This is a genomic window from Frischella japonica (assembly GCF_014489845.1).
In the GTDB taxonomy this organism is placed as follows: domain Bacteria; phylum Pseudomonadota; class Gammaproteobacteria; order Enterobacterales; family Orbaceae; genus Frischella; species Frischella japonica.
The window spans coordinates 21,956-34,450 of sequence record NZ_JABURY010000013.1 but is presented as its reverse complement, the minus strand read 5'-3'; the positions used below and the strand labels follow the sequence as shown (position 1 = coordinate 34,450).

Genomic DNA, 12,495 nt, shown 5'->3' with positions numbered 1-12,495 from the left:
AATACAGTCTGAACAACGCGGACTTCCTTTGCCGTTAATCAAAAAGTGGTAAAAAAGAGATCATAATATTGTTATATGATTTAAATCGAGTTTCTATTGTTGCTAATTGCCTGCAATTAACTAATGTATCCATCGCTATAACGAATTGCTCAGCTATTCCGCCACTTTGGTTGCCAAATAAATCAACAACATTATAGGCAGAGTTTACAGCACTATCAATTTTATTCAATTTATCATTTATCTTGTTAGCAATCTCATTTATTTTTTGCAGTTGATACACCATCTAGTTGCTAGAAAATTAACTGGTAACACTCCCTATCGCCTGTGTTGATTCAACGATCTAAGAAACAGTTGAATCAAGCTTAATATACATATCAGACATAACCCCATTAAACGTAATGCAAACAGGGTTGATAATATTATGATCACTAACGAAACTACCATCTTTTAAAAAATTAGTTGGCGAACTTGACGAAGAGCTCTACAGCTCTACAAGTGCAAACAACCGCTATTAAACCGGCAAGACAGATATTAACTAGTTCCCCGAGATTAAATAAATTACTAATCATTCTCTTACCTCACAGCATCTATTGAGCATTTGTGTCCCTAAGTTGATCCCCTAAAATATTTTCCACTGCGCCAGCCGTATTAGCTAAATCGCTTGCTGTTACCGTCATGTTAAATTTGATTCAGATTTTCATTTTCATGATTTACTGCACATATTGGTGAACTGGCATGTTCAAAGCAGAACACCTCTATTTATTCCTAAAAAGTTAGGGCTGGGACACACTTGAAATAGTGAAAGGATACGCTCATTTGAATGCTGATTATTTAAGTCAACTTCCTAATGCAGTCACAATTTGGTCACAAAATAGTAATAAAAATAACCAAAGCTTAAACTTTGCCGGCATAACTAATTGATTATTTTATGTTTTAATGGCGTCTTTTACCGTTGAACTGATAATCGTATCGCCATGACTTAGTCCCTGATGGCGTAATATACAAATATAAGCTTTCAAAATCTGGTAACTTATAGGGCTTATCTTTGGGTTTTGCTGAATCGATGGCTTTTATAGTTAGCATTATTACGGTATTTTTTGTTGCGGTATTAAAATATACCGTAAATATACCGTTAATAGATTGTCGTTGTCAATCGTATAGAATCGTATTCGGTCGCATTGAAAACATTAAAACATCAGGTTAAATAAGGCTTTAATCGTATTGAGTCGTATTGAGTCGTTGATGGAATGGCGTCCCCTACAGGATTCGAACCTGTGACCTACGGCTTAGAAGGCCGTTGCTCTATCCAGCTGAGCTAAGGAGACTTAGTTTGGATTGACTCTTGCGTTAGGTATTATATAAGGCATATTTATTCAGTCAATAAATTTTAACGTTTTCCTTGCTATTGTATTAAAATATCATCAATCTAAATGTTAACAAGGCTATTAGTAAATTTTAATAGCCAAATTTAGATTAATTCAACTCTAACTTTTGATTGGTCGTTTTGCTTTAATACGTTTATATTTGTTTTTACGTTGTTCTGGTGTTAAAAAGCTTTTTTCTTCAGCTGCTAATCCAACCTTTTCACGTAAATAGTTAACATCATTAATATTAAGTTCTGTCCATCCACCACGTGGTAATCTTTTAGGTAAAATAATATTGCCATAACGGATCCGCATAAGACGACTCACTTTTACTCCAACAGCATCCCACATACGGCGAACTTCCCGATTACGTCCTTCGGTTATCACCACATTGAACCATTGATTGGCATTTTCTCCCCCTTGAGATTGAATAGATTTAAATGCGGCAGGACCATCCTCTAACTGTACACCTTTTCTAAGTTGATTGATTTGCTCATCATTTACTTGTCCAAACACACGAACTGCATATTCACGTTCAATCTCATTACGAGGATGCATAAGGCGGTTAGCCAATTCACCATCAGTAGTAAATAATAATAATCCAGAGGTATTAATATCTAAGCGACCAATATTAATCCAACGGGCATTTTTTAATCTTGGCAAATTTGTAAAAACTGTTGCTCGCCCTTCAGGATCATGACGGGAACAGATCTCACCTTCTGGTTTATAATAAATAAGGACTCGACAAATATCTTGTTCTTTCATTCTGGTTGAAATTAGGTGTCCATTTATTCGGATTTTAGGTTGTGTTTGGACATCAATACGATCACCTAATTTGGCTAATTGTCCATTGACACTAATTTTTCCTGCTTGAATTAAACCTTCGACTTCCCGACGTGAACCGTGTCCCAAATTTGCTAAAACTTTTTGTAACTTTTCTGTTTTGTCTTTGATACTTTTCATAATCTCCTCTTGCTACCTTCACAGGTATCATGTTCGTTGCTTAATAAACTTTTGGTAAAAATTGAATATCCATGTAATAACGTCGTGGCTTTTGGATATCAACATAGACATTAATGGTTTTATTATCCTTAATATAAAATTCTGGATTAAATTTTATATTTTCACTTCTAAATATATGGACAACATCTGGCTGCATTTCATCTACCCATTCACTATAAATGACATAAGAATGACCGACAAAATTTAAAAATGAAGTTGTTTCGATGGATAATATCGAAGTTTCAAGATATTTTCCGTTATCAATTAGCCAATTTTTTTGCTTATTTCTCAAGTAAATATAACAAAAAAATCCTATAGTAATCAAGAAAGGAATAATGCCCAATATGCCTAGTAAAATCACTAATGACCAATGGGATTTAAAACTATTAATTTCAGCATGATTTATCGTATAAAGCACATCAACCGGTTCGCCTAATTCATATTGGGGTGTTCTATGCCCTATATCTGAAAGAAAATAAGCCGCTAGACCGTCTTTATTAATGTATTTTACGATTGGATGATAATAGCGATTTTTATTTCCTCTACCATCCTCCAAATAACTGATCCGAAAATTAATAACAATACCCTGTGCCTGATCAGAATGATTAATAAAAGCAAGTTGTTTAATAAATAAAAAAACTGTGATAATTAATAGTAGACTACTTATTATTAATAAACTTAACATTACCCTTTTAATCATTATTATTTTTCTCACTTAATTTTTTATTATTCTTAGATAAATGGAGTTACATCACCACTGCCTGCTCGGATAATTTCTGGATAATCATGTGTTAAATCAATAATGGTTGTTGGTTGTTGGCCTATATAACCACCATGAATAATTGCTTCAAGTTGATGTCCTATATTATTGTCAATCTCTTCGGGGTCGGATTGAGCAAAATCGTCATGGGGTAAAATTAAACTTGTCGTCATTAATGGTTGATTTAATAATCCTAATAACGCTAGATCAATTTTATTATCAGGAATACGTAAACCAATGGTTTTACGTTTTTCATTCATTAATCGTCTAGGTACTTCTTTATTAGCTGCTAGAATAAAAACATACTGACCGGGTGTATTATTTTTAAGTAATCGAAAAGTTGAATTATCAACATAAGCATATGAGGATAATTCTGATAAATCACGACACATTAAGGTGAAATGATGGTTTTTTTCCAACTCCCTGATCTTACATATTCTATCAACACCATTTTTATTATCTAATGTACAACCTAATGAATAACCAGAGTCAGTTGGAAATGCAATAACCCCATGATTATTTAATATATAAACAACTTGTTCAAGTAACCGTTTTTGGGGATTATCTGGATGAATATAAAACATTTGTGCCATAGCGAATATTACTCATTATAAAATTACAATGTTATTAAGACCAATTATGCCATATTGGTTTGACATTAGATGGTAATGGCTGTGTTTTTCCAAGATCTAAATAATTATTAAGATCGTGAAAATCAGAGCCTTGAGAAGCAAATAAACCAAACTTATTTGCAAAATGTGCTAATAGTTTAAGATCCTCTAATGTTTGCCGACTTTGTGAAACTTCCATACCATCACCGCCATTTTCTTTGAAGTAATTGATTAATGTTTGCATTTTAGTTACCGTAAAATCATACCTTGATGGATGAGCTAAAACAGCTTGACCATTTGCTTGATGAATAATTTTAATCGCCCCTTCTATCGTCGTCCATTTCGGGGATACATAAGCATAACCTGACTTTCCTAGATATTTTTTAAATGCGCGTTTTATATCCTTAACGTAACCTTTATCCACTAAGAAACGGGCAAAATGAGCACGGGAAACAATATCACCTTGTGCATATATTAACGCATTTTCATAAGCATGATCTATGCTGACTTTTTTAAGCTTATGACTAATTTGTAACGCTCGGTCGATTCGACATTGCGCTTGAGACGCCAATAATGAATTTAGTTGTGGATTATTAATATCAATATTTAATCCAACAATATGTATTTCAGTATTTTTCCATAATGTTGATATCTCTACTCCATTAATTAATTTAATTGGTAAACAATTCGCTTGAATATATTGGTGCGCTTCATTTAAGCCGTTGATGGTGTCATGATCAGTAATCGCCAAAACATCGACTTGATTATTAACCGCTCTTTGGACAACTTGAGATGGGGTTAATATGCCATCAGATGCCTTAGAATGACAATGAAGATCATATTGTAACGCTCCAATCGCGTTAATTAAGGTCATTAATCCTACTTTATCGATAAAAAGGTTATTCTTTACATTAGAAACGTGTAATATACCACACAAAGTATTTATTACTAAACAGGTAAATTATGAAAACAGAAATTGCTTTAGCACAAAAAGAGACAGATTCAATTATTGAAGAACTACTTTCTGACGGCAGCGATCCAGATGCATTGTATTTAATTGAACATCATATTTCATCAATTGATTTTGACACATTAGAAAAAGTAGCAGTAGAAGCCTTTAAATTGGGTTATGAAGTAACAGATCCAGAAGAAATGGAAGATGAGGATAATCAACCGATAATATGTTGCGATATAATCTCAGAGATTCCGCTTGATGCCAGCCTAATCAATAGCCAAATAGAACAGATCATTAATTTAATTTGTCAATATAATGTGACCTATGATGGTTGGGGAACCTATTTCGAAGATGGTGAAGATGAGGATGACATGATAGAAGACGAAAGTACTTTTCATTAATTAATGATCTATTAGAACAATATAATAAAAGCGGATAATGTTAATTTCCGCTTTTTTGTAATTTTATTCAGCGACTGTTAATTAATTTTCTGTATCAAGCTCTGCAAAATTTTTAATTAACTCATCAATTGCTTTCATCTGTTTTAAAAAAGGTTCTAATTTAGCAAGTGGTAATGCTGAAGGTCCGTCACATTTAGCGTTAGCCGGATCTGGGTGTGATTCAAGAAATAATCCAGCAATACCAACAGCCATACCTGCACGCGCTAATTCTGTTACCTGACCACGACGTCCACCTGATGCCGCGCCCATTGGATCTCGGCACTGTAAAGCATGAGTGACATCGAAAATAACAGGCGAACCTTTGCTGACTTTTTTCATGATGTTGAAGCCAAGCATATCGACTACTAAATTATCATAACCAAAACAGCTACCACGATCACAAAGTATAATTTGATCATTACCAGCTTCTTCAAATTTTTCAACAATATTACCCATTTGACCAGGGCTAACAAATTGTGGTTTTTTTACATTTATTACAGCGCCCGTTTTCGCCATGGCCACAACTAAATCAGTTTGACGAGCCAAAAATGCTGGTAATTGAATAACATCAACGACATCAGCCACTGGTTGGCATTGTTGTTCCGTGTGAACATCAGTAATAATTTTTACCCCAAACTGTTGTTTTAACTCTTGAAAAATTTTCATTCCCTCATCAAAACCAGGTCCTCGATAAGAATGAATAGAGGATCGATTGGCTTTGTCAAAAGATGCCTTAAAAACATATGGAATGTTTAATTTTTGGGTAACTGTCACATAATGTTCGCAAATTTTCATGGCTAAGTCACGCGATTCAAGCACATTCATACCACCAAAAAGAACAAATGGTAAATCATTTGCAACTGGGATATTATCAATTTTAACAATCTTTTGTTTCATATTTGTTCCTATATATTTAATTCATTATTATGGTTTAAACCAGCGACCAACTGTTACTCTATCATTACCACTATAATCGATATGGGTTTCCACTAATTGAAAACCATTTTGTTTGAAAATTGTTCTAACTGCTTCACCTTGTTTCCAACCATGTTCAATCAAGAGCCAACCATATTGATTAAGATGTTTAGTTGCTCCCGCAACAATTACTTTAATATCGGCTAACCCTTCATCATCAGCCACCAAAGCACTTCTTGGTTCAAATCTTACATCACCCTGTGAGAGATGTATATCGGTTGAATCAATATATGGCGGATTACTCACAATCATCGAAAATTTCCGACCTTTAATCGGTTTATACCAATTACCTTGTAAAAAATAAGCATTGTTCACGCCGTTATATTTAGCATTACCTTGTGCTAGTATTAATGCTTGTTCATTTTTCTCTATCGCAGTAAATAGGCAATCTTGTCGTTCTGTAGCCATAGCAATAGTAATCGCCCCAGTTCCAGTACCTAAATCCAACACTTCACAGGGTACTTTAGGGAGATATTCTAAAGCAATTTCTACTAATTTTTCAGTATCAGGTCTAGGGATTAATGTTGACGGTGATACTTGAAATTTTAATGACCAGAATTCTTTGACTCCTGTTATGTAGGCAATAGGTTCACCGGTTTGCCGACGTTTTAAACAAGTATTTAGTGAGTCTAATTGTGATTGTGTTAATTCTGTTTCACTAAAGGCCATCAAAAAAGTTCGAGATTTGTTGGTAACAAAACCCAAAAGAATTTCTGCATCACGCTTTGGACTTTCACTCTCTTTAAGTGTTGAAGATGCCTGTTTAAGCCATTCTAAATAGGTCATTATTCTTGTTCCGAAAGTGTCGCTAATTGATCTGCCTGATATTCTTGAACGATAGGATCAATTAGCATTTCTAATTTACCTTGCATAACTTCATCTAAGCGATAAATTGTTAAATTGATACGATGATCAGTGACTCGGCCTTGGGGATAATTATAGGTGCGAATACGATCTGAACGATCTCCTGATCCCAAAAGATTACGACGCGTAGACGCCTCTTCTTGTTGACGCCTTTGCCTTTCTGCATCTTGAATTCTTGCTGCAAGCACGGACATTGCTTTGGCTTTGTTTTTATGTTGAGAACGTTCATCCTGACATTCAACGACAATACCCGTTGGTATATGTGTTATACGAATAGCAGAATCAGTAGTGTTAACATGCTGACCACCAGCACCCGATGAACGGTAAGTATCAATTCGCAAGTCAGCAGGATTAATTTCAGGTAAATCTGCTTCAGGCACTTCCGGTAAAATAGCCACCGTACAGGCTGAAGTATGAATACGGCCTTGTGACTCTGTTTCAGGTACACGTTGTACGCGATGACCACCTGATTCGAATTTTAAATTACCGTATACATTGTCACCACTAACAAGCATAATCACTTCTTTGTATCCACCATGTTCACCATCACTTGAACTGAGTATTTCGACACGCCAACGTTTTGTCTCCGCATATCGAGTATACATTCTAGCTAGATCACCCGCAAAAATAGCTGCTTCATCTCCTCCGGTGCCGGCACGAATTTCAAGAAAACAGTTATATTCATCATTGGGATCTTTTGGTAACAGTAGTAATTGCAATTGAGTTTCTAAATGATCAACTTTTTCTTTAGCTTGAGCCAACTCATCCTGAGCCATTTCGCCCATTTCTGGATCTGATAACATCATTTGAGCCGTTTCAATATCTTCTTGAGCTTGTTTCCATTGAGTAAAGCAATTAACAACGTCGGTTAACTGAGCATATTCTTTTGATAAAGCACGAAAACGTTCTTGATCAGCTATTACACTGGGATCAGATAAAAGTGCTTGTACTTCTTCAAAACGTTCTTGTAGTGTTTCAAGTTTTGCAATGATTGACGGTTTCATATAAACATAATACCTAATTAACGGTTAAAATTTTATTCTGCATGAGTGTATATAATTGTAAAAGAAAGGCAAGTTAAACATTGCTAATGTTCTTTAAGCCCTAGTCCGTGACTTAATACTTCTAAACAATTGTGACAATTTTGGCTGGCAGCCTGAAGCAATGATTGGGTAGGTGCATGTATTAAACGATTAGTTAATTGATGGGAAAATTTAGCCATAATTTCATCAATATCCCGCCCCTCTTTAATTGCATTAATAGCTTTAATTGTCAATTCGGATTTAATGATTTCGGCCTGAGAACGATATTGTTTAATTAAGGCAACAGCATTTCTTGAGCGTAACCATTGCATAAAGATTTCTGTTTCTTCATAAATGATCTGTTCAGCTTCTTTAGCTGCCATCATACGTTGTTCCAAATTTGTTTGGACAATTTGTTGGAGATCATCAATCGTGTAAAGATGTACATAAGGCAAACAACTAATTTCTCCTTCAACATCACGAGGAACAGCTAAATCAATAAATAACATAGCATTATCATGGCTGTTATGCCGAAACTGTTTACGTAAAGCCATTGAACTTTCAACCATCCCTTTACCGATAATAGGCAAAGGGCTGGCGGTTGAACTTATCACAATATCTGCTTCTTTTAATCTGAATGGAATATCTGATAAAGCGATAATTTCAGCATCCAATAAATTAGCAAGTTTCAATGCTTTTTCTCGGGTACGATTAGCAACAATAATTTTTTTAAAGCCATGAGGTTTAAGATATCGGGCGATTAATTCTATAGTTTCCCCAGCGCCAACTAACATAACATTTAGCTTAGCCGGATTAGTAAATAATTGCTTAGCAATTTGACAAGCCGAAAATGCAACAGAAGCCGAACTCGAACCGATACGGGTTTCGGTACGAATACGTTTGGCTATATGAAAGGTGCGTTGAAATAACTTAGTTAATTCACCCGATAAACAGTGAAATTGATCAGCATTAGCATAAGCTTGCTTTACCTGCCCTAAAATTTGTGATTCGCCAATGATCATAGAATCAATACCACTGGCAACTTTGATAAGATGCTCAATTGCTTGCTTATCAGTATAGCAATAAAGACTATTGGCATATAAAGTCAGATCAAGCCGATGATATTGACTTAACCATTGTTCAACTGAATATTTTACACGAACCCAATCTGATTGTTGTTGGTAGCTTATATAAATTTCAGTACGGTTACAGGTAGCTAAAATTACACATCCTTCAATTAATGGATGCTGTTTTAAGCTATACAACGCTTTATCAATAACATCGGGAGAAAAAGTTATTTTTTCTCTTATTGTAACGGGCGCTGTTTTATGATTAATACCTAAAATTGCTATAGACATTGCGTATTTAAATCTGTTCTAAAACACTCATTGCGATAATTATTCTATTTTTATTGTGATGACTTAAGTTGGATTTAAAATAATAGGATATCCCTCTTATCGTTATAGCTTAATTATTATTAAATAGAATACTATACGTGATGATCAACAAAATGTATCAACCATTAACAGTTTGTTAGATCATACAATCTGACAGTAGATATATTAAAATTACCATGATTATACATTATTTTTTAGTAAAGGTTAATGAATTGCATTTAAAGTAAACGTATTTCCATTAATGTGAAGTATTAGCTATAATAACAATTATTGTGTTATCAGCTTATTGAAATGAAGAGTATCTATGGTAAAAAAATCAATTTATCGATTATGTATTATTTTGATAGCATTATTAATAAATGCGTGTAGTCTAAATCAGAGTAACATATCTTCAAATCCAATATTAGATTGGCCGCAACATCAACAAGAATTAAAACAACTTACCGCATTTCAAGCTTCAGGAAGCTTGGCATATTTTGATACAAAATCACGTTACTATGGGCGCTTTTATATTAAACAATTAGCAAAAAATGAATATCAATTGAAGTTAACCTCACCTATTGGAACCTCAATCTTTTCGCTTAGCGTTAATCCTTTTGAAGCGGTATTAACAGATAAAAATGGGGAAAAATATCGTAATAAAAATGTTGAAAGTTTAGTTGAAGATTTGACTGGGATGAATATCCCCTTACGTAACATGACCGATTGGTTGATCGGATATGCGAATAATAACGATGATAAAATTGATGATTCAGGAAAATTAAGTCAAACGCAATTTAAACAAACTGATAAAATTTGGACTGTAACATATCGTAAATATACCGATGTTAAATTTCATAGCAATACCATTGATTTACCATCGACTATCTTTTTAAATAGTGGTCGTTCTGAGTTACGTCTATCAATTAATAATTGGAAAATTCTTTAATAATGAAAAAATGGATATCACCGGCAAAATTGAATCTTTTTCTCTATATTACCGGTCAACGTGAGGATAAATACCATAATTTACAAACATTATTTCAATTTGTCGATTTTTACGATGAGTTAACTTTTTTAAATCGCACTGATAATAAAATCCATTTAGTTACGCCATTTGAAAAGGTTATACATGATGAAAATTTGATTATTAAAGCAGCTAAGTTATTACTTGAATTTGCTCAAACTCATCGTATTAATTTACCGAGGTATTATGGCGTTGATATTGAAATTATAAAAAGATTGCCGATGGGAGGAGGTTTAGGTGGTGGTTCATCTAATGCGGCTACAACTTTAGTCGCTTTAAATTATATTTGGAATTTAAATTTGTCTTGTCAACAGCTTATGGAACTTGGAAAAAAACTTGGGTCGGATGTGGCCATTTTTATCTATGGTCATAGTGCTTTTGCGCAAGGTGTTGGAGATAAATTGCAATCAATTACAGTACCTGAGAAGTGGTATCTTATCGTAAAACCAAATATTAACATTGCGACAGTATCTATTTTTTCACATCCTGATTTAAAACGTGACAGTGTCACTAGAAATATTAATCAACTACTAAACGCTCCTTTTAAAAATGATTGTGAGCCGATAGTAAGAAAATTGTATCCTATAATCGATGCCTTAATTACTTGGTTATCCTCTTATGCCCCTACTCGCTTGACGGGTACCGGAGCATGTGTTTTTAGTGAATGCGATTCGTTCCAACAAGCACAACAATTACAAAATCGTTTAAACGATCAAGGCCTTTTTACCGATTTGTATACGAGTTTTATTGCTAAAGGCTGTAATCGTTCGCTACTTTATAGAGCGATTTAAATCAATTTATAATATTATCTCAGTATGGATAATAGTGAATACTAAACAATTGTGTGCACGATGATGATAGAAATTATCATTCCCATCCAGTTTTACAGTGGTACTAAATTGGCTGAATAATGATACGGTTTAATATCAACCATCCTGGTAATATTTTTAACATAGCTTGAAAAAAATTAATCATTTATAGCTAACTCTAAGTTTATGCTAGGTATAAAATCGGTATATTTGCTTTTGTTGCATCGATTAGCTGTCCGGTTTAAATCCAGCCGATAATCGTTTAATAAAACAATTTTTTGGGGATGACTAAACACAATAATGGGAATCGATGAACGTTTATTCAATATTATCGATTTATCGTTGCATTGCATGGAAATATTGGCTGCCGGTGTGGGAATAGTGGAATGTCTTTTGATCCTAAATTGACTCTCTTTGGGCAGTTGTGATACTGCCTCAATAAAAGAATCAACTTCGCACCAAACTGCAAGGTTCTTATTAAAAATTTTATTTTTGTCGGCAATGAATGTTTTTTTGTTGTATAAATATTCTAATAACTGTTGTCGATTAAATTTTTTAGTTACCATCGTTTCACGCCAATAAAATTTGATGCGATTAATTTCATCGTTTTGTTCGATACATTGTAGTTCTCTAAAAACTTGAAAACTAATCAGCATAGGAAAAATTTCATGAGCAATTTTAAATCTATCTTCATGGTTATTTGCTAATTTACGAAATGATTCGGCACACTCTTGCTTTATTTTATTAATTTGCATTATTTTCATGTAAATATGTTGTTTTGCTTTGTAGGGTAAAACAATCACACCTGGGAATTTTTTAGTTATTTTCGTTGAAGCTAATGTTTGGCCATCTACATAAAAGTTGCCGTAAATTTTTTTTAATAAATTTTGTGAGTTAAGTAACCCATTATTTAGTGGATAAACCGAAATTTTATCCGGCGCATGTTCTTCATGCGATTTATGCATTGTTTCCACTTCAGTTACATAGGCAAATAGCTCGCCCATATTCCACAATTCTTTGCAAAAAGCGTTAATATTATCTTCAAGATATGTCACATTTAATTTGAATTTGCTACTATTAGACATAATTATTCATTATAAATTTAAATGACTTAAACTAACTTTCAAAAAGTTGATTATATAGTTACAGTAGTAAAAAAAATAGGAATTTTAAAATTAATTAATCTTTATCATCTAAATCAAAAAAATATTAATATCACTTAATAAAATTGTTAATTTTCCTAGAAAAAAATTCCGCTATAACATTATTGTAATGGGAGATGGAGTTTTT

14 protein-coding genes and 1 tRNA gene are annotated in these 12,495 nt (G+C 33.6%); 3 read left to right on the top strand and 12 right to left on the bottom strand.

Annotated features, from left to right (window positions below):
* Positions 1–34: 34 nt before the first annotated feature.
* The 7 genes from FcAc13_RS05590 to rnm form a co-directional block, all read right to left on the bottom strand.
* Complete coding sequence (locus FcAc13_RS05590) at positions 35–283, bottom strand: hypothetical protein (RefSeq protein WP_187755226.1); 249 nt, start codon at positions 281–283, stop codon at positions 35–37.
* A gap of 650 nt (positions 284–933) precedes the next feature.
* Positions 934–1,083 carry an integrase arm-type DNA-binding domain-containing protein gene (locus tag FcAc13_RS12385; protein ID WP_187755225.1) on the bottom strand — a complete coding sequence of 50 codons (150 nt, stop codon included), beginning with the start codon at positions 1,081–1,083 and terminating at the stop codon, positions 934–936.
* Between the two features lie 165 nt (positions 1,084–1,248).
* A tRNA-Arg gene (locus FcAc13_RS05580) sits at positions 1,249–1,325 on the bottom strand.
* 159 nt (positions 1,326–1,484) lie between these two features.
* On the bottom strand, positions 1,485–2,327 hold the full coding sequence (rluB, locus tag FcAc13_RS05575; protein WP_187755224.1) for a 23S rRNA pseudouridine(2605) synthase RluB: 843 nt from the start codon (positions 2,325–2,327) through the stop codon (positions 1,485–1,487).
* A gap of 40 nt (positions 2,328–2,367) precedes the next feature.
* Entirely contained in the window at positions 2,368–3,066 is a 699-nt protein-coding gene (locus tag FcAc13_RS05570; protein ID WP_220679838.1) for a DUF3592 domain-containing protein, read from the bottom strand.
* A gap of 32 nt (positions 3,067–3,098) precedes the next feature.
* On the bottom strand, positions 3,099–3,719 hold the full coding sequence (locus FcAc13_RS05565; protein ID WP_187755222.1) for an L-threonylcarbamoyladenylate synthase: 621 nt from the start codon (positions 3,717–3,719) through the stop codon (positions 3,099–3,101).
* 34 nt (positions 3,720–3,753) lie between these two features.
* Complete coding sequence (rnm, locus tag FcAc13_RS05560) at positions 3,754–4,611, bottom strand: RNase RNM (RefSeq protein WP_187755221.1); 858 nt, start codon at positions 4,609–4,611, stop codon at positions 3,754–3,756.
* An 89-nt stretch (positions 4,612–4,700) separates the two neighbouring features.
* On the opposite strand from rnm, the gene rraB reads away from it, so the two are divergent.
* Positions 4,701–5,093, top strand: a complete 393-nt coding sequence (rraB, locus tag FcAc13_RS05555; RefSeq protein WP_187755220.1) for a ribonuclease E inhibitor RraB — start codon at positions 4,701–4,703, stop codon at positions 5,091–5,093.
* Positions 5,094–5,174: 81 nt separating this feature from the next.
* On the opposite strand, the gene kdsA is transcribed toward rraB, so the two are convergent.
* From kdsA to hemA, 4 genes are all read right to left on the bottom strand, one after another.
* Positions 5,175–6,029 (bottom strand): 3-deoxy-8-phosphooctulonate synthase, encoded by an 855-nt coding sequence (kdsA, locus tag FcAc13_RS05550; RefSeq protein WP_187755219.1) that lies wholly within the window; start codon positions 6,027–6,029, stop codon positions 5,175–5,177.
* Between the two features lie 27 nt (positions 6,030–6,056).
* Complete coding sequence (gene prmC, locus FcAc13_RS05545; protein ID WP_187755218.1) at positions 6,057–6,893, bottom strand: peptide chain release factor N(5)-glutamine methyltransferase; 837 nt, start codon at positions 6,891–6,893, stop codon at positions 6,057–6,059.
* Positions 6,893–7,975 carry a peptide chain release factor 1 gene (gene prfA / locus FcAc13_RS05540; protein ID WP_187755217.1) on the bottom strand — a complete coding sequence of 361 codons (1,083 nt, stop codon included), beginning with the start codon at positions 7,973–7,975 and terminating at the stop codon, positions 6,893–6,895. Before prfA ends, prmC begins: the two co-directional genes overlap by 1 nt.
* A gap of 83 nt (positions 7,976–8,058) precedes the next feature.
* A complete protein-coding gene (hemA, locus tag FcAc13_RS05535) occupies positions 8,059–9,351 on the bottom strand; it encodes a glutamyl-tRNA reductase (RefSeq protein WP_187755216.1) in 1,293 nt (430 codons plus the stop codon).
* A gap of 343 nt (positions 9,352–9,694) precedes the next feature.
* Here hemA and lolB point away from each other — a divergent pair, with 343 nt between their 5' ends.
* Together lolB and ispE are read left to right on the top strand one after the other, a co-directional pair.
* Entirely contained in the window at positions 9,695–10,318 is a 624-nt protein-coding gene (gene lolB, locus FcAc13_RS05530) for a lipoprotein insertase outer membrane protein LolB (RefSeq protein WP_187755215.1), read from the top strand.
* Between the two features lie 2 nt (positions 10,319–10,320).
* The gene (gene ispE, locus FcAc13_RS05525; RefSeq protein WP_223064538.1) at positions 10,321–11,187 is read left to right on the top strand and encodes a 4-(cytidine 5'-diphospho)-2-C-methyl-D-erythritol kinase; all 867 of its coding nucleotides are present in this window, start codon (positions 10,321–10,323) and stop codon (positions 11,185–11,187) included.
* Between the two features lie 176 nt (positions 11,188–11,363).
* On the opposite strand, the gene FcAc13_RS05520 is transcribed toward ispE, so the two are convergent.
* Positions 11,364–12,290, bottom strand: coding sequence for a DNA replication terminus site-binding protein (locus tag FcAc13_RS05520; protein ID WP_187755214.1), 927 nt, complete (start codon positions 12,288–12,290; stop codon positions 11,364–11,366).
* Between the last annotated feature and the right edge of the window lie 205 nt (positions 12,291–12,495).

What these genes read in the sequence shown, in the direction of transcription:
- FcAc13_RS05590 (WP_187755226.1), bottom strand. Translation starts at nt 283, where the DNA reads ATGGTGTATCAACTGCAAAAAATAAATGAGATTGCTAACAAGATAAAT.
- FcAc13_RS12385 (WP_187755225.1), bottom strand. Translation starts at nt 1,083, where the DNA reads ATGCTAACTATAAAAGCCATCGATTCAGCAAAACCCAAAGATAAGCCC.
- rluB (WP_187755224.1), bottom strand. Translation starts at nt 2,327, where the DNA reads ATGAAAAGTATCAAAGACAAAACAGAAAAGTTACAAAAAGTTTTAGCA.
- FcAc13_RS05570 (WP_220679838.1), bottom strand. Translation starts at nt 3,066, where the DNA reads ATGATTAAAAGGGTAATGTTAAGTTTATTAATAATAAGTAGTCTACTA.
- FcAc13_RS05565 (WP_187755222.1), bottom strand. Translation starts at nt 3,719, where the DNA reads ATGGCACAAATGTTTTATATTCATCCAGATAATCCCCAAAAACGGTTA.
- rnm (WP_187755221.1), bottom strand. Translation starts at nt 4,611, where the DNA reads ATGACCTTAATTAACGCGATTGGAGCGTTACAATATGATCTTCATTGT.
- rraB (WP_187755220.1), top strand. Translation starts at nt 4,701, where the DNA reads ATGAAAACAGAAATTGCTTTAGCACAAAAAGAGACAGATTCAATTATT.
- kdsA (WP_187755219.1), bottom strand. Translation starts at nt 6,029, where the DNA reads ATGAAACAAAAGATTGTTAAAATTGATAATATCCCAGTTGCAAATGAT.
- prmC (WP_187755218.1), bottom strand. Translation starts at nt 6,893, where the DNA reads ATGACCTATTTAGAATGGCTTAAACAGGCATCTTCAACACTTAAAGAG.
- prfA (WP_187755217.1), bottom strand. Translation starts at nt 7,975, where the DNA reads ATGAAACCGTCAATCATTGCAAAACTTGAAACACTACAAGAACGTTTT.
- hemA (WP_187755216.1), bottom strand. Translation starts at nt 9,351, where the DNA reads ATGTCTATAGCAATTTTAGGTATTAATCATAAAACAGCGCCCGTTACA.
- lolB (WP_187755215.1), top strand. Translation starts at nt 9,695, where the DNA reads ATGGTAAAAAAATCAATTTATCGATTATGTATTATTTTGATAGCATTA.
- ispE (WP_223064538.1), top strand. Translation starts at nt 10,321, where the DNA reads ATGAAAAAATGGATATCACCGGCAAAATTGAATCTTTTTCTCTATATT.
- FcAc13_RS05520 (WP_187755214.1), bottom strand. Translation starts at nt 12,290, where the DNA reads ATGTCTAATAGTAGCAAATTCAAATTAAATGTGACATATCTTGAAGAT.